We start from the raw sequence: 17,326 nt of genomic DNA, 5'->3' as shown, positions 1-17,326 counted from the left end.
CAAGCAGAATACTCAATTTAATAATAAAGAATGCAAAAGCAACCTTCTTTTTTCCTAAAAAGCAACTAAGAGGATTTTTTTATCTCTAATTTCTTTCTAAGTGTATCTAATGTAAGTTCTTTCGTACTGGACACGTTCCAATTGGCTTGCTGCATCGCTTTATGTTCTCCAACTCCTACGGCAAAAATGTCTGTTTGTAAAATGCCTGACAACCCTGCTTCGCCATCTTCAATTGCTACGCAGTTCGCTTCTGGTACTTGCAGTGCTTGTGCGGCGGTCACAAATATTTCAGGATCAGGTTTTCCTTTTTTCAATTTGGTAATATCAACGATATGGTCGATCAGTTCACTTATTCCTAGCTTTTCGATAACGACAACAGCATTCGAGCTTGACGAAGCAATCGCAGTTTTTATTCCCGCCTTTTTTAATTCCTCAAGAAACTCTTTCATCCCTGGTAAAATGTGCTCCGCTGATAATGTTCCTATTAGTTCCCGATAATAATCACTTTTTTGATCGCCGAATACACGGATTTGCTCTCTCGAATATTCTTTAAGTTTGTCACCTAACATCATCTCTACACCGGTATAGCGATTTAGCCCTTGAAGTTTTTGGTTTAAACCGCGGTCATACTGGACCTCAAGTTCATCAGCTAACCGTTTCCCGGCTAAGTAATATAGTTCAACCGTATCTGCGATGACACCATCCAAATCGAAGATCACAGCTTCTAGTCTTTTCAATGCCTTTCCCACCTTTTATCAAAATACCTATTAGTTACTAATTTACAGAGGCGAATTAAAGTTTGCAACATTGTAAAAAAAAGCTGATCCACTTGGACCAGCTCTTCTTTGTTATTTAAATTATGCTTTCGTTCTATTGCGCTTTTTAAAGCTGCGTTCTGCATTATTTCTTGGTGGTCTGCCTTCGCCGTCTTTACGAGTACGACTGCCGCCACCACCGCCGCCGCGATTTCTGTCACGGTCACGGTCTCTACCGCCACCACCACTGCCGCCGCGGTAACTTCCACCGCCGCCGCCTTTTTTACCGTCAAACTTCGCCTTTTTAGCACGAAGAGGTGCTTCACCAGTAATTTTAACAGGCGTTGTGTTTGGCTCTTTAACAAGCATTTTTAATGCTGCAGCTACAAGTGTTACTGAGTCCACTTCTTCTAAAAGCTGCTCTGCACTATTTTTATAAGCTAAGAATTCTTTTTCTTGGATTGTTTCTAACAGCCTATCAATCGTTAAGCGTTGTTGTCCTTCAATTGCCTCAGCAAAAGTTGGAACATTGATACGATTAATTTTACGATTCGTCATCTTTTCGATTGATTTCAAGTGATCAATTTCTCTTGGTGTTACAAACATAAGTGCTAAACCAGTTTTACCAGCACGACCTGTACGACCGATACGGTGAACATAGCTTTCAGGGTCTTGAGGTATATCAAAGTTGTAAACGTGAGTTACGCCACTTACGTCAATCCCACGAGCTGCTACGTCTGTTGCAACAAGTACTTCGATTGTTGATTCTTTAAACTTACGAATAACACTGTCACGCTTAGCTTGGTTTAAATCGCCATGGATCCCCTCAGCAATGTAGCCACGTTTTAGTAGCGCTTCTGATAACTCATCAACACGACGCTTTGTACGACCAAAGACAATCGCAAGATCAGGTGTATGAATATCAAGCATACGGCAAAGAGCATCAAACTTTTGCTTTTCTGCTAATTCCATATATTGTTGTTCAATGTTTTCTACTGTCATTTCTTTTGCTTTTACGGTAATAAATTCAGGCTCACGTAAGAATTTTTGAGCAAGCACTTGAATACGTTTAGGCATCGTTGCTGAGAACAGCAATGTTTGGCGAGATTCAGGAACCTCTTTTAAGATTGTTTCAATATCTTCAACAAAGCCCATGTTTAACATTTCATCTGCTTCATCAAGAACAACAATACTAATTGATTGAAGATTAATCGTTTTACGACGCATATGGTCCATAAATCGTCCTGGTGTTGCAACAACAATTTGTGGTCTTTGCTTTAATGCTCTAAGTTGACGGCTGATATCTTGCCCACCGTAAATCGGTAATGCTTTTACACCTTTGTATTGACCGATTTTGTTTATTTCTTCGGCGATTTGAACTGCTAATTCCCTTGTTGGTGTAAGAATAACTGATTGAATATCAGCTTGACTAGTATCAGCTTTTTCAATAAGTGGGATACCAAATGCTGCTGTTTTCCCTGTTCCTGTTTGCGCTTGCCCAATTAAATCTTTTCCTGCGATTGCTGTAGGAATCGTTTGAGCTTGTATCGGTGTTGCTTCCTCAAATCCCATATCTGATATTGCGCGAATAATTTTTTGGTCTAAACCAAAGTCGTTAAAAGTTGCCAAATTCATTTCTCCTTTTGATTGTTTTTTTATCCCTTCTGACGGGCGGTATAAGAGGTTGACATACTAAACCTTCCCCACCTGGTTGCTGAATGAACAACAACCAGGTCATTGAATAACTAGCTTTCATACAACTAAGTATAAAAATAGAGTGCCCAAAATCAGAGCACTTACCACGGGAGAATTTAATCCTCCATCTAGTCAACCCCATAACCGCCCATTAGAAACGATTGTTTCTAATTTTGTTGCATATCATTTCATTCATTCCCTCAAAATTGATTTTTTATCCATGAAATTCATAAAAAGAAAGCAACCTACCTATCTTACTACTTATTAACAATTAAAGCAAAGGATTAATTTTTATTTTTTACTGGAGAGACTACATAAGGGAGAATTTTTTAAGGAGTTGTAGCTAAATGGATTTACAAAGTGGCAAGTTTTATTGGCCGACAACAATTACGAATAAACCAAGCTATCCGCGGTTGGAGGAAGACGTTACCTGTGACGTTTTAATCATTGGTGGCGGTAGTTCTGGCGCACAATGCGCATATTATTTATCTGAAGGAGATCTAGATATTATTGTTGTTGATAAACGTGAAATTGGCTCAGGAAGTACGACGACCAACACAGCCTTAATTCAATATTCTGGAGACAAAATGTTTTTTGAACTTTGTCAGACATTTGGTGAAGAACGCTCGACGCGTCATCTTAAGCTTTGCCAAAAAGCAATCAATGAAATTGAGGTTGCAGCGAAAAAGTTACCAACTGATTGTCATTTCATGAGACGAGATAGTCTCTATTTTGCTAGTTCTTCAGATGACGTCGAAAAAATCGAGAAAGAGTTTCAACTGTTAAAAAAGCATGGTTTTCAAGTTGAATTTTTCAACGAAGAAAAAGTAGGTCTACATTACCCGTTTAGGGCGCCTGCAGCTATCTATTCTCTTAATGATGCAGAATTAAATCCGTTAGCGTTCAACTATGGATTATTAGAAAAAGCAAAGGCGAACGGTGTTAGAATTTATGAGCATACTGAAGTAATTCGCAAAAAATATGAGGATGATGGTACGGTCCATTTTTTTACGACGGATCAAAGGTCAATTACAGCAAAAAAAATTATTTACGCTGCTGGCTATGAGAATTTAGAAATTAATAAAGAAAAAAATGCCGCTGTTACTAGCTCCTATGCGATTGTCACGCAGCCGCTAAAAGAGTTTTGGTACAACCGCACACTGATATGGGAAACAGCGCGGCCTTATTTTTACATGCGGACGACACACGATGATCGAGTCATTTTTGGCGGTCTCGACGAAACAACGGAATTTGTTGATCGCCGCGACTCGATGATTCTTAATAAGCGCGACCAATTAGTTCAAGAATTCAATAAGCTATTCCCTAACATTGAAATTGAAGCCGAGTACTATTTAGGTGCTTTCTATGGTGGTACGCATGATGGCATGCCGATCCTAGGGATCTATGATGAGTATCCTCACAGTTATTTTCTTTACGGCTATGGTGATAATGGCACTGTCTATAGTATGGTCCTTGCAAAAATCATCCGGGATCTAATTGTTACTGGGAAGAACGAGGATCTAGATTTATATATCCAGACGCGTCGGCTTCGATAATAGCGTGCTACATTCTGAATTTTTGTATTATTTGTGATAGAATAGAACAAACACTTCGGAGAGGGTTATTATTATGTTTGATTATCATGTACATTCGCTATTTAGTGCGGATTCAAAAATGAAGCTTGAGGATGCTTGTGATGCAGCCATTGCTGCAGGGGTAAAGGAAATTGCCTTCACGGAGCATATTGATTACTTTTATCCAAACTGTGATTTGATTTTTGATTTTGACTATCAAGAATACGCTAAAGCGGTTGAAGTAATTCAAGAAAAATATCGCGAGAAGCTAACGGTTTTGAAGGCGGTCGAGATTGGGATCCACCCCTTTAAACATTTAGAAAATAAGGAGTTTGCAAACAGTCATTATTTTGATTTTATTATTGGCTCGGTTCATTTGGCAGACGATCTCGATCTACATAATGGCGACTACTTTAAAGAAAAAACGTTAGACGAGGCTGTAGAGACTTATTTTTTAACAATTAATCAATATGTTAAGGAGTTCAAGGATTTTAATGTGTTAGGTCATCTGACATTGATAAAGCGTTACTTGCACTATGTTAAGGCTCATTGGGCGGACGTGAAGTGGAAAAATTATTATGACATCATCGAAGATACATTTAAAGCTCTAATTGAGACTGAGCGCGGCATTGAAGTAAATATGTCCGGATTTCGTTATCGGATTGATTGCGCTTTGCCAGATTTACCGTTCCTCAAGCTTTACAAGGATGTTGGCGGTGAGATTATCACGGTTGGAACCGATGCTCACAGCAAACATTTCGTTGGAAAACACTTAGATTTAGGCTATGAATTACTAGGGAAGGCTGGTTTTAAGTATGTTACAACGTTTCGTGAGCGAAAGCCGAAGTTTGTACCGATAAATTTGAGATAAACCGGGCTGAGTGCCCGGTTTTTTATTTGGGTTTGGTTGGAATATGGGGTTATTCGGACAACTTTTTGAGTTATTCGAACAACTTTTGAAGTTATTCGAACAACTTTTACAGTTATTCGAACAACTTTTTAATTTATTCGGCAAACTAGCCAAAAACCAAGAAAGGGCTGACACCCTAGTGTCAGCCTCCCTCTATTTTTAAGCAGAAATTTCAATTTGTTGTTCTGGGTCTTTGTAAACCTCTGTATCAATTTCTCCTGTTACTTTACTTGTCACAAGGCCTGCAGTCATACTGCCACTTACGTTCAATGCTGTACGGCCCATGTCAATTAGTGGCTCAACCGAGATTAATAAACCAGCTAAGGCAATTGGAAGGTCCATGGCTGATAATACGAGTAGCGCTGCAAATGTCGCGCCGCCCCCTACTCCTGCAACACCAAATGAACTAATCGCAACAATCGCTAGTAACATGACTAGGAAACCAGGGTCTAACGGATTAATACCTACTGTCGGTGCAATGATTACCGCTAGCATGGCAGGATATACACCGGCACACCCATTCTGTCCAATCGATAAACCAAATGACCCTGCAAAGTTCGCAATTCCATCTGATACACCTAATTTCTTTTGTGTAGCAATGTTCATTGGAAGCGCCCCTGCACTTGTACGTGAAGTGAAAGCAAATGCTAATACTGGGAAGGCCTTTTTCATGTATGTGACTGGATTTAAGCCAACACCCATTAAGATTAATAAGTGGATCACGAACATAATTCCTAACGCTACATAAGAAGCAATAACGAATTTCCCTAAACTGTAAATTGCATTTAAATCACTTGTTGCCACGGTTCTTGTCATAATTGCCAGAACACCGTATGGCGTTAAACGAAGAATTAGTGTAACAACACGCATCACAATTGCATAAACGCTATCGATGATTTTCTTAAACATTTCGGCATGCTCAGGTTCTTTTCTAGCAACTCCAAGGTAACTAATTCCTAAGAATACGGCAAAGATAACTACGGCAATCGTTGATGTTGCACGTGCACCTGTAAAGTCTAAGAATGGGTTGCGCGGTAACAGCTCTAAAATTTGGTTCGGTAATGTTTTTCCTTCTAAATTACTGCTATACGTATTTGTTAGTGAGTCGCCTCGCGCTAGCTCAGCATCCCCCTGTTCAATTTGAATTGCTTCTAAATTAAAAGTAATTGTTGTCCCAATTCCAACTACTGCTGAGATGACAGTTGTTGCAATCAACATTCCAATTATTAATAAACTGATCTTTCCTAAATTCGATGCGATTTTCATTTTCGTAAACGCAGCTAAAATGGAAACAAAAATTAATGGCATTACAATCATTTGTAAAAAGCGGATATAACCTGTTCCAACTAGGCTAAACCAGTCTGATGTAACTTGAATGACCTCTGATTTTGGATCATAAACAAATTGTAAAATTAGACCAAAAATAATTCCGACCGCGAGTGCGGTAAATACCCGCTTAGAAAATGAAACATGTTTCTTTTGCATGACATACAAACCAACGATAACTACTAATAAAATAGCAATGTTTAATAAGATTAATAAGGTTGTCAACGTTTATCCCCTCCATTTTTTGAATTTATTAACAAATAATACACCTATAATTCCTATCCGTCAACTATGTTTTAAAAGTATTTTTCAAACATAGTTGTTTAGTAAATTACTATTGTAGCGTCGTCCTTTTTATGCCAATGTTTTATCTAAGATATTGTGCATGGGGTGATGGGCCCGCCCCCCTGCAAGACTTGGTAGGCTAAAATATGATTATATATCTTTTGCATTTTGACCGTTAAAGTCAAGTTCGGAATGGATCTAGCTAATAATTAGAAAAGTATTCCGAACCTAGGCTAAGGAATGGAGCAGGCTCATAAATAGAAAAGTAGTCCGAAACTGGGTCGATAAAGTAAACCGAGCATAAAACCTACTGCTTCGTATATATCCCTCTGCCTCATTTAGTTTACAAACTTCACGATATACGTGAAGAGCCAAGCCTTGCTCGGCTACGCTCCTAATGCAAGCAAATGACCTTCTAAACACACTAAAAAACCAAGTCTTTAGAAACACTTCTAAGACTTGGTTTTTATTATTTCATGTCTATCTTTAGGCTTTCTGAAAAAAAGCAATACACTTTTTCCTAGGGCGCTTTGCGCTTTTCTATCTTATAACTTAAACGAACTCTTCAGCGAAACAATTCGGTTAAAGACAAGGTTGTCGCTCGTCGATTGTTTCGGATCAACGTTGAAATAGCCGTGTCTAAAGAATTGGAACTTGTCATGGCCTTTAGCATCTGCCATATTTGGCTCAACATAGCCTTTTAAAACCTCTAATGAGTTAGGGTTAACCTTATCAAGGAAGTTCTTATCTTCCCCTTCATCCCCAGCATCATCAAGAATTAGCGGCTCGTAAAGTTTAAATTCTACTTCTTTGGCGTGCGTTGCTTCAACCCAATGAAGCGTCCCTTTAACTTTACGTCCAGTAAAGCCAGTACCACTCTTCGTTTCTGGATCATACGTACAGCGAAGCTCAACAACATTGCCTGCCTCATCTTTAATAACTTCCTCACATTTAATGAAATACGCATGCTTTAAGCGAACCTCATTTCCCGGGAATAAACGGAAGTATTTCTTTGGTGGATCTTCCATAAAGTCTTCTTGCTCAATATAAATTTCGCGAGAAAATGGAATTTGGCGCGTACCCATTTCTTCGTTTTCAGGATTCACTTCTGCGTCAAGCCATTCCACTTGTCCTTCAGGATAGTTGGTAATGACAACTTTTAGTGGAGCTAATACAGCCATTGTTCGTGGTGCTTTTAACTTCAAGTCTTCACGAATGAAATGCTCAAGCATTTGCTCATCAACCGTACTAAAGGCACGAGAAACGCCGATTTCACGACAGAACGTTCGAATTGCCTCAGGTGTATAACCTTTTCTTCTTAAGCCTGAAATTGTTGGCATCCGTGGATCGTCCCAGCCATCAACAATTTTCTCATCGACGAACTGCTTCAGCTTTCGTTTGCTCATTACTGTATTAGTTAAGTTTAAGCGCGCAAACTCATATTGACGTGGCGTTGCTTCCATCTCACATTGCTCAACGACCCAGTCATAAAACGGACGTTGGTCTTCGAACTCTAACGTACAAATCGAATGAGTGACACCTTCGATCGCATCCTCTAATGGGTGAGCAAACGCATACATCGGATAAATGCACCACTTGTCACCAGTATTATGGTGTGTTGCATGGGAGATCCGGTAAATGACTGGATCTCGTAAGTTAATATTCGGTGAAGCCATGTCGATTTTTGCACGGAGAACTTTCTCTCCATTTTGAAATTCTCCATTTTTCATTCGTTCAAAAAGATCTAGGTTCTCCTCAACTGAACGAGTTCTAGATGGACTTTCTTTTCCTGGCTCAGTAAGCGTTCCACGGTAGGCGCGAATTTCTTCCTGTGAAAGATCCTCAACATAAGCTAGTCCTTTATTAATCAAAAGAACTGCTTTTTCATACATCGTATCAAAGTAATCAGACGCAAAAAATAGGCCATCCCATTCAAACCCTAGCCATTTTACATCTTCTTTAATAGACTCAACAAATTCCACATCTTCTTTTACAGGATTTGTGTCATCAAAGCGTAAATTTGTTCTTCCTTTAAACTCGTCTGCCAATTCAAAATTAAGTACGATTGATTTTGCATGTCCAATATGTAAGTATCCGTTCGGCTCTGGTGGAAAGCGCGTGACAATTTCATTGTACTTTCCAGCTTTTAAGTCTTCCACGACGATATGTTTAATAAAATTTGAACTGCTCGATTTATTCTCCATCAAATACCAACCTTTCTCCATTTTATTGAATTTCATCATTCATTATTTCCGCCATTTAAATGGCTCAATTTCTGTAACTATGAAATTCACTCAGTCTCTAAATAATAATTTTAGTTATATCATAAATTAGCAAATATATCTATGTAGTATTGTTTCTGAGAACGTTACAGAATAAACCCCTTTCTGGTGAAAGAAATGAATTTCACCACCGCTACTAAGTTGTGTAAAAACCATCGCAACTGCATTTCACTCAGTTAAAAGAATATTTAGGTTGGTTAAGAAAGTAGAAAATGCAAAACCTATTACATAGGTCATAATTGACCAATGTTGAAAAGGAGTGAAATTTCATGCCAATATTAGAAATTAGTGTCGTCCCCGTTGGTTCGGATACCCCAAGTTTTAGTAGCAATGTTACTGAAGCCGTAAACATTATTAAAGAAAAAGGATTAAACTATCAGGTAACTCCAACCGCTACAGTTATTGAAGGTAACTTAGATGAGATCATGGAAGTTGCCAAACTCATTCATAAAAACGAGATCACCAACGGTACCCAGCGAGTCGTCACAAATATCTCTATTGACGACCGCATTGATAAACCAATGACCCTAGAACACCAGGTTAAAACCGTAGAAGATAATCTTGAATAGTTAGGTCTTAGATAAGAATAAAAAAACTCTAGTAAGGGCGCAGTGCCTGCTAGAGTTTTTTTCTATTATTATCTACTAATATTTTTGTCGAAAAATTTTCTGAATTCTATTCCACTTTTTTACAAATATTTCCGTAAGTGTAACTTACACTTGTTTTAATATTCTATCAAATTGTGGGGTGAATCTATGAAAAAACTATTTTCCTTTTTTCTATTACTATTTTTACTGGTTGTCGGCAGTTCAAATGTATTTGCAAATGGACAACAAATGATCATTGTTAATAAAAGTAACAATCAATTAGCCTTTTATAATCAAGGCAAACTAGAAAAGACATTTAAAGTAGCAACTGGTAGAGAAAATAGTTTTACACCAGAGGGAAAGTTCAAGATTGTTAATATGATTAAAAATCGACCTTATTATACAAATAATATCCCTGGTGGTCACCCCTCCAACCCGTTAGGTGACCGGTGGTTAGGCTTAAATGCACGAGGTACTTATGGAACAACCTATGCGATACACGGAAATAATAATCCAAGCTCAATTGGTACATATGCAAGTGCGGGATGTATCCGTATGTATAATGAAGATATTCGCTGGTTATTCGATCGGGTCGCAGTGAACACTCCCGTTATTATCACAAATTCAAAACAAAGCTTTCAGCAAATAGCTACTGCAAATGGCTATGTTTTCACAAGTAAACTTAAAAATGTAACGGTTAACAAAACTAGTCCCCAGCCGTCTAAAACCTCAATCGCTGTTACGGCTAATCTTGATAGTGGGACAAATCCTGTGTACAAGTTTATGGTCCATGACGGTAAAAAGTGGACGACGCTTCGTAACTTTTCAACCAACAATAAACTGACTTGGACCCCTGAAAAGTCGGGATCTTATAAAGTTAAAGTCCAGGTAAAAAATAAGAATTCAAAAAAGTCGTTTGAAGATGAGAAGGTACTCAACTATGTTGTCTATACAGCGGCAAAAGTCACTACATTTACTACAAGTAAAAGTAGCCCTCAGCCTAGCAACACAACGATAAACTTGACGGCTCAGTCAAACAAGAACACGGATAACCTATTTAAATTCTCTTACTACAACGGGACGAAATGGGTAACTTTACAAGATTATTCTTCTAAAAATACAGTTACTTGGAAGCCGACAAAAGCTGGCACTTTCCAGGTTCGAGTACAAGTAAAGAATAAGCTATCTAAAAAGAGCTATGATAGTCAACGCGTCATTGATTATACGATCTTTAGCCCAGCTTCGCTTAAAACTGTTTCGTTTAATAAAGTGAGCCCACAGCCTAAGAATACATCTGTGACAATCACGGCGCAATCGAATGATAATGCGAACAACCTTTTCAAGTTTCTAGTATTTGATGGAAGCAAATGGGTCACTGTTCAGGATTTCTCTACAAAAAGGACAGCCGCTTGGAAACCTACGAAGGCTGGCGCTTATCAAATAAAAGTTCAAGTTAAACATAAACATTCGAAGAAAAGCTATGATAGTCAGCAGGTAAGTGAGTTTACTGTCTTTGATGAAGCATCAATAAAAACGGTCTCGTTTAATAACGTGAGCCCGCAGCCTAATAATACTTCTATAACAGTCACGGCAGAATCGAATGACGATGCTAATAATCTTTTCAAGTTTTTAGTGTTTGATGGAAGTACATGGATCACTCTTCAAGACTTCTCTACGAAGAGAACAGCAGCGTGGAAGCCTGCGGAGGCTGGAGCCTACCAAGTCAAAGTACAAGTAAAGCATAAACTCTCTAAGAAAGGTTATGATAGTCAGCAAGTGAGCGCGTTCACTGTCTTTAATGAAGCATCATTGCTATCGATTGATGTTGATAAGAGTAGCCCACAGCCTTCAAATACAGAAATCAAATTCACTGCTCAATCAAAGGTACCAACAGAACATCTCTATCGTTTTTCTATTTTTGATGGCACACAGTGGCTTGTGGTCCAAGATTATTCTCAGCAAAGCTACTACAACTGGTTAGCAACAACTCCAGGCACGTTTACAATCAAAACAGACGTAAAACATCGACTATCTAAAAAAGAAATCGATGATAGTCAGGAAATCAATTTTACAATTGAATAGACATTAGAAGATGGTAAGAGAGGTTTTTCTCTCTTATCATTTTTTATTCCCTCAAAAAATCCCGCGTTACGACAACAGCATTATAGTTTGAACCAATGGCTTGTAGGATCGCTCCTAGTGCTGTAATCGGCTGGCCTTCCTGCTTTCTATCACTTAATAAATATATGGCACCTATCGCTTCAAGACCTGCGCCTAGGCCTTGCAGGGCATTTCCAACAGCAAGTTCATCTTCACCAGCTAAATAGTCTGCTAAAGCACTAAGTGAAGCCCCCATCGATTGAAAAATATAACCTAGAAACTCAATTCGAAGATTTCCTTCTTCATCACCAACACCAATATACTCACGGTAAGCACCAAGAGAAGCAGCTGCAGCACCAGCTCCGTCAATCCAGTTGCCCGCAAAATTCAACGGGTCGTCAATTTGCGCCGTTCCAATGATCATTGGACCAACGGCTTGCAAGGCATCACCTATAGCCACCAACTTTTTATTGATGTCATTCAACCCAGCTAATTCCCTCAATTCACCAACCGCTGAGATAATTGTCCCTATTGCATCAATCCAAGCTCCGATTACTTGTTTTTGTTGATCATCCACTCCTATTTCCCCCATCTATCTCAGCTTTCCGATATTATATTCGTTGCCAATTTAATTAGTGAGGTCAGAGGTTTAGAAAGCATAAATGTTGGGCTTCTTTCATACATCTTTTACGAGGATTTTCATTCGGGAGGTGATAATATGAGCGAAGATCGACTTGAAACGATTGAAAATCGCCTAAAAAGACTTGAAAAAGAACGTCAGCACTTCATTGATCACTTAATAGAACTTAGTTTGACTGTTGAAAAAATGCAAGAACGCATTGACTCGACCCAAAATTTAAACCAACCTAGTCATGTAAAAGTAGAATATTTAACAGCTGCGAATGAGCAAATGTTCCAGCAAAACCAACGCTTACGCGAATATATCGAAGCCTGTATCAATGGTGAAAAAACGTTAGATCAGAAGAGCTACTTGAAGGCGTTAAGTGGCGAATAAGAAAACCTAGCCATGCAAGCATCTGCTTTTGACCGTTGAAATGTTCTTTTACGCTTTACACGGGCAAAACATTGACCTCGTGCCAAGTACATCCTTGAAGCGACTCCATTGCATCATTGCTCCGAGTAACCTCGGAGTAGAAGACGCTCAAAGTTAAACACACTAAAAGGATAATAGATTTTTCCGGTTCTTATAAATTTAAAAAAGCCCTTTAACAAGGGCTTCAGTTACTGCTTTCCAAATGATGAGAGAAACTTTACGCGTTCTCCCATTGGTGGTGTATTTTCATCTACTAAAGATATCTCTAAAATTGTAGGACCATTAAAGCTCATTAGATGGTTAATAATATATTTATTAATATCTTCCATGCTTTCAACACGGATACTAGGAATTCCTAAAGCTTCTGCCATCGCAGTGATATTTACCGGTTGCTGCTCAAACCGAGGATGCGCTCGCTGGTATTGTAACGAATGTCCGTGATAAACCATTCCTAAACGAGCATTATTCATAATGACAAAAAGAATTGGCAGTTTATATTCCTTGGCAGTTAACATCTCCATCCCATGCATGAAAAAGCAGCCATCTCCTGTAATACAAACAACAGGTCTTTCGGGTTCAGCAAGCTTAGAACCAAAGGCAGCGCCAATTCCTTGCCCCATTGCCCCAAAGTGGATATTAATATCAAAGGTGTCCGATTCCAATACATTCATATAGTGAACAACATAGGCCATAAACTCTCCGATATCTATCGTATAGCGGGTTGCAGCTGGCAAGTGCTCCTGAAGCTTTAATAGCACGTCCTGAGAATTATATTCTTTTGAAGATTGGTAAGTACTTTTTTCAGGTTGTATTTCACTTTTCATTGTTAAGCCCAAATCCTTGAGATATTCGCTTAAATAAAGCAAGCTTAAATCAATGTCACCTAGAATCGGAATATCCACCTCATACTTTCTACGAAAAACCGTACTGTCAAAATCAAGCTGGATCACGACACGGTCTTTGGTTATGCAACTATTCCAATTATTCGTCGCAGTTTCTCCTAGACTAGAGCCAACAATGAGCAAAATCTTGCCGTCACCCTCACTAAGTAGCTTGGAGGCTGATTCATGCCCAGCAAAGCCGTAAACACCAGCAAACAGAGGATGGTCATCAGGAATGAGCCCTTTCCCCTGAGGAGTAACAATGATTGGCCATTGTAGCATTTCAGCAACTTCTAAAAGTGCCGGAACTGAACCTCTGGCACCTTGTCCGACAAAAATATAACCTGTTTTTCCACTAATGAGGGCGATCGCTGCTTGTTTAATCGTTGTCATGTCCGGATAGATTTGAGTCCGCTTCGGATATGGTGGAATTGTTGCCAAATCTACTTGATCAAGCTGCACATCAATTGGCATCGCAATGTGAACCGGGCCAGGTACGCCACTGACTGCAATTTCCACAGCCTTTGCTACTTCTGTCAACAAATCTTTAGAGTCATTGACCGTCACGCTATATTTCGTAATTGAACGGAAGATAGGCTCGGCATGAAGCTCTTGCGAGGCATTTAACCCAACCGTTGAAACAGGCACAGCGCCAGTTAAAAACAAGACAGGTAAATGCTCTCGCATGGCATTGGCACAGCCACTAATTAAATTAGTTGCTCCTGGGCCACTACTGGCTATACAAACACTTAAACCATTCACGTATTTGGCATAAGAAGCAGCCATATACGAAGCTGCCCCCTCATGCTTGACGATGATTGGCGTTAGGTCTTTCATATCATACAATTCGTCAAAAAAGGCATTAACCGACCCTGCTGGTATACCGAATACGTATTTAACTCCGCCTCTTTTAAGAAAATGTAATACAGCACGTACGGCTTTCATCGCAGTCTCCTTAGTTCAAAATATTTCTTCTTCCTCATGAATAAAATATTTCGCCAAAAATTCCTCAGCTTTAATCGGTGGACTAAACATAAATCCTTGCATGAGGAAACACCCCTTTGAAGACAAAAAGTTTTTTTGGTCTTCTGTTTCGACCCCTTCAGCTATGACATTTAAGCTTAAATTACCAGCTAAAGTGATGATCGTATTTGTGATTGCTGCATTGGCTGTATCAGCGGCAACATCGTGAACGAAAGATCGATCAATTTTCAGTGTGTTTATCGGAAAGTTCTTTAAATATCCTAAAGACGAGTAACCAGTTCCAAAATCATCAATGGACATTTTAATTCCAAGCTCACGTAATTTTTCCATCGTTTCTAACGTCGATTTTGTATTCTTAATGATCATATTTTCAGTAAGCTCTAACTCTAGGAATTTAGGATGCAAGTTGGTTTCAGCTAAAATTTCTTTGACGATTTCAACTAAATTTTGCTTCTCAAATTGACGAGCTGACAAATTAACCGAAACAACTATATTCGAAAATCCGATCTCATGCCATGCCTTGATTTGTTTACAAGCATTTCGAAGCACCCATTCTCCGATTGGGACAATTAACCCCGTTTCTTCTGCCACTGGAATAAAATCCGCAGGTGAGATAAGTCCCATTGTTGGGTGAATCCACCGGATTAGTGCTTCAACACCAATAACTTCATTCGTCTTCGAGTTAATCTGTGGTTGGTAATGCAGGACAAATTCCTCATTATCCAAGGCTTTATGAAGCGCATTTTCGACCTTCACACTGCGGAGGTTGATGCGGTCCATTGATTCTTGATAGAATTGAAAATTATTTCCGTGTAGTTCCTTTGATTTATACATCGCCGTATCGGCGTTTTTAATTAGTGTATCGACATCAATCCCGTCATTCGGAAACAGGCTAATCCCGATGCTTGGTTTAATAAATACTTCATTCCCTTTTAAATCAAAGGGGCTTGAAAAGGCATTTAAAATTCGGTCAGCTACTTCGGAAATATCACCTTTTGATTGAATGGTAGGTAGGATAATTGTAAATTCATCGCCACCTTGACGGGAAACCGTAGCTCCCTTTGAAACACTCCTTTTTAAGCGCGAAGCAACTTCCTGAAGCAAATAGTCACCATAACTATGGCCAAGTGTATCGTTTACAAGCTTAAAACGGTCAAGGTCAATAAACAAAACGGCCAGTTCCTCTTGGTGGAGGTGGGCATACGTTAAAGCTTGATTTAAGCGGTCTTTTAGTAACACGCGGTTTGGGAGATTTGTTAAACTATCATAATATGCATGGTATTTAATCTTCTCTTCTAATTGCTTACGAACCGTAATATCCTTAAAAAGGACGACATACCCGGTTATTTCTTCTGCTTCTTTTATCGGTGAAACTGCATATTCAACTGCGAAACTTGTACCATCTTTTCTAAAAAAGACCTCATCACTACTGTAGCCACTGAGATTTTTTTCAATATAAGCTGGAAAATTTTGATGAAAGCTTACTTGATTTGTCTTGATACGGTTAAAAATCGTATCATACACCACATCAATTAATTCTTCCTTATTCTCATAGCCTAACATCATCGCTGCCGCTGGGTTGCAAAAAGTAATTTTCCCTTCAACATCCAAACCAAAGATACCTTCGCCGGCTGAATTAAGAATTAATTCCTTTTCGTGACTTAAACGTTGTAGTTCTTTCACAACTTTTTCAAGCTCATTATTTTTAAGCGTAATTTGCTCTGTTCGTTCTTCAATCATAATTTCCTGTTTTTCTCGGAATAGTAAATTGGATAATGCCAATGAAGTCGCATCGACAATCGATTGGGCAAGACGCATCTCTACCTTGGTATACACCCGATTAACCTCATCTAAATTTACTACTGAAATGATCCCCAGAACCTCCCCCATCGACACTAACGGGATTCTAAACAACCCCTTAATACCAAAGGTCCGACAGGCATGATGGTTTGGTCTCTCATCCGCAAAAACATCAGGAATAAACACCGCTTTTTTGTTTTTCACTATATCTTGAAAAAGCTTATCCTTGCTATGATCAACCTTAATATCTTTATGTTTTTCTAACCACTCTTCTTGCGTCCAATCACTTTCCTTGCTTAATCTTGTCGGTTTAATATTTCGCTCAGCAATTGGATCTAAGATGTGCGCGCCAATATTATAGTTGTTAAGCACCTGTGATAGATAATGAAAGCATTTATCTAGTACTTCCTGCATAGTCGAACAAAGGGCTAAGTCACTTGTTACATCTAATAATAACTGCTTTTCATAAAGCAAATTTTCCGTACGAGTTAAGTTGTCAGCATTTAAAATAGCAACGGCTGCCATATTGACATACATATCGACTAGCTGTACTTCTTGTTTTGTCATAGCCTTGCCTACTTCATGGTTCATTACATAGATTAAACCATAAAGCTCTTCACCAAGTGAAATAGGTGATACGAGTAATGAGTTGATTTGAAAGTTTTCCACGAATGTAGAATCTATACGTTTGTCCTTCATGGCATTACGGATATTAAGCGTTTGGTTTGCTTCAATAGCCTCTTTCGCTAACATATCTGTTACAGGGTTAATGATATGCTTATCAAGGTTTGTAACAAAATCTAAATGAGCCTTCCCGATAAACCACCGAAATGTCCCGTCTTCCTGTAATAAAAAGATCCCTATTGAATTACAGCTTGCAATTTCTTCAGAAATAGTAGAAACAACATTTTCTAGTATTTCTTGGAGCTCTATATTTGTATGAATTAGTTTTGTTATTTTTGCAAGGCGAGAATATCTCATTTGATGTCGGGACATTTAGTTCTTTCCTCCTAGATAAAAACCGCAAATCTACAATTTGGATATATATATTTTCCTATTTCGACAATTATATTGGTTTTTCCTGCAAATAAGC

General features: G+C 38.7%; 12 protein-coding genes. 5 read left to right on the top strand and 7 right to left on the bottom strand.

What is annotated here, in order from left to right:
- Nucleotides 1-65 precede the first annotated feature (65 nt).
- Both pgmB and cshA read right to left on the bottom strand, forming a co-directional pair.
- On the bottom strand, nt 66-737 hold the full coding sequence (pgmB, locus tag H1D32_RS21900; protein ID WP_261180323.1) for a beta-phosphoglucomutase: 672 nt from the start codon (nt 735-737) through the stop codon (nt 66-68).
- 120 nt (nt 738-857) lie between these two features.
- Entirely contained in the window at nt 858-2,384 is a 1,527-nt protein-coding gene (cshA, locus tag H1D32_RS21895) for a degradosome RNA helicase CshA (RefSeq protein WP_261180322.1), read from the bottom strand.
- Between the two features lie 413 nt (nt 2,385-2,797).
- On the opposite strand from cshA, the gene H1D32_RS21890 reads away from it, so the two are divergent.
- Both H1D32_RS21890 and H1D32_RS21885 read left to right on the top strand, forming a co-directional pair.
- Nucleotides 2,798-4,006 carry an NAD(P)/FAD-dependent oxidoreductase gene (locus H1D32_RS21890; RefSeq protein WP_261180321.1) on the top strand — a complete coding sequence of 403 codons (1,209 nt, stop codon included), beginning with the start codon at nt 2,798-2,800 and terminating at the stop codon, nt 4,004-4,006.
- A gap of 73 nt (nt 4,007-4,079) precedes the next feature.
- Nucleotides 4,080-4,895 (top strand): histidinol-phosphatase HisJ family protein, encoded by an 816-nt coding sequence (locus H1D32_RS21885; protein WP_261180320.1) that lies wholly within the window; start codon nt 4,080-4,082, stop codon nt 4,893-4,895.
- A 198-nt stretch (nt 4,896-5,093) separates the two neighbouring features.
- On the opposite strand, the gene H1D32_RS21880 is transcribed toward H1D32_RS21885, so the two are convergent.
- Both H1D32_RS21880 and H1D32_RS21875 read right to left on the bottom strand, forming a co-directional pair.
- The gene (locus H1D32_RS21880; RefSeq protein ID WP_261180319.1) at nt 5,094-6,485 is read right to left on the bottom strand and encodes an L-cystine transporter; all 1,392 of its coding nucleotides are present in this window, start codon (nt 6,483-6,485) and stop codon (nt 5,094-5,096) included.
- Nucleotides 6,486-7,090: 605 nt separating this feature from the next.
- On the bottom strand, nt 7,091-8,749 hold the full coding sequence (locus H1D32_RS21875; protein WP_261180628.1) for a glutamine--tRNA ligase/YqeY domain fusion protein: 1,659 nt from the start codon (nt 8,747-8,749) through the stop codon (nt 7,091-7,093).
- Nucleotides 8,750-9,096: 347 nt separating this feature from the next.
- On the opposite strand from H1D32_RS21875, the gene H1D32_RS21870 reads away from it, so the two are divergent.
- The gene (locus tag H1D32_RS21870) at nt 9,097-9,396 is read left to right on the top strand and encodes an MTH1187 family thiamine-binding protein (protein ID WP_261180318.1); all 300 of its coding nucleotides are present in this window, start codon (nt 9,097-9,099) and stop codon (nt 9,394-9,396) included.
- Between the two features lie 186 nt (nt 9,397-9,582).
- The gene (locus H1D32_RS21860; protein ID WP_314733481.1) at nt 9,583-11,496 is read left to right on the top strand and encodes a triple tyrosine motif-containing protein; all 1,914 of its coding nucleotides are present in this window, start codon (nt 9,583-9,585) and stop codon (nt 11,494-11,496) included.
- A 43-nt stretch (nt 11,497-11,539) separates the two neighbouring features.
- Here H1D32_RS21860 and H1D32_RS21855 read toward each other — a convergent pair whose 3' ends face one another.
- Nucleotides 11,540-12,091 (bottom strand): DUF6944 family repetitive protein, encoded by a 552-nt coding sequence (locus H1D32_RS21855; protein ID WP_261180317.1) that lies wholly within the window; start codon nt 12,089-12,091, stop codon nt 11,540-11,542.
- A 141-nt stretch (nt 12,092-12,232) separates the two neighbouring features.
- Here H1D32_RS21855 and H1D32_RS21850 point away from each other — a divergent pair, with 141 nt between their 5' ends.
- Nucleotides 12,233-12,529 (top strand): hypothetical protein, encoded by a 297-nt coding sequence (locus tag H1D32_RS21850; RefSeq protein ID WP_261180316.1) that lies wholly within the window; start codon nt 12,233-12,235, stop codon nt 12,527-12,529.
- A gap of 227 nt (nt 12,530-12,756) precedes the next feature.
- Here the strand turns inward: H1D32_RS21850 and H1D32_RS21845 are convergent, their stop codons facing one another.
- Nucleotides 12,757-14,394, bottom strand: coding sequence for a thiamine pyrophosphate-binding protein (locus H1D32_RS21845; protein ID WP_261180315.1), 1,638 nt, complete (start codon nt 14,392-14,394; stop codon nt 12,757-12,759).
- Between the two features lie 15 nt (nt 14,395-14,409).
- A complete protein-coding gene (locus H1D32_RS21840; protein WP_261180314.1) occupies nt 14,410-17,229 on the bottom strand; it encodes a bifunctional diguanylate cyclase/phosphodiesterase in 2,820 nt (939 codons plus the stop codon).
- Between the last annotated feature and the right edge of the window lie 97 nt (nt 17,230-17,326).

Source organism: Anaerobacillus sp. CMMVII, from assembly GCF_025377685.1.
Lineage (GTDB): Bacteria > Bacillota > Bacilli > Bacillales > Anaerobacillaceae > Anaerobacillus.
This window is presented reverse-complemented; position numbering and strand designations above follow the sequence as displayed.

Bases quoted from the DNA above. Each gene is read 5' to 3' on its own strand.
- H1D32_RS21885 (WP_261180320.1), top strand. From the start codon at position 4,080: ATGTTTGATTATCATGTACATTCGCTATTTAGTGCGGATTCAAAAATG.
- H1D32_RS21840 (WP_261180314.1), bottom strand. From the start codon at position 17,229: ATGTCCCGACATCAAATGAGATATTCTCGCCTTGCAAAAATAACAAAA.
- H1D32_RS21890 (WP_261180321.1), top strand. From the start codon at position 2,798: ATGGATTTACAAAGTGGCAAGTTTTATTGGCCGACAACAATTACGAAT.
- H1D32_RS21870 (WP_261180318.1), top strand. From the start codon at position 9,097: ATGCCAATATTAGAAATTAGTGTCGTCCCCGTTGGTTCGGATACCCCA.
- H1D32_RS21850 (WP_261180316.1), top strand. From the start codon at position 12,233: ATGAGCGAAGATCGACTTGAAACGATTGAAAATCGCCTAAAAAGACTT.
- H1D32_RS21875 (WP_261180628.1), bottom strand. From the start codon at position 8,749: ATGGAGAATAAATCGAGCAGTTCAAATTTTATTAAACATATCGTCGTG.
- H1D32_RS21845 (WP_261180315.1), bottom strand. From the start codon at position 14,394: ATGAAAGCCGTACGTGCTGTATTACATTTTCTTAAAAGAGGCGGAGTT.
- H1D32_RS21860 (WP_314733481.1), top strand. From the start codon at position 9,583: ATGAAAAAACTATTTTCCTTTTTTCTATTACTATTTTTACTGGTTGTC.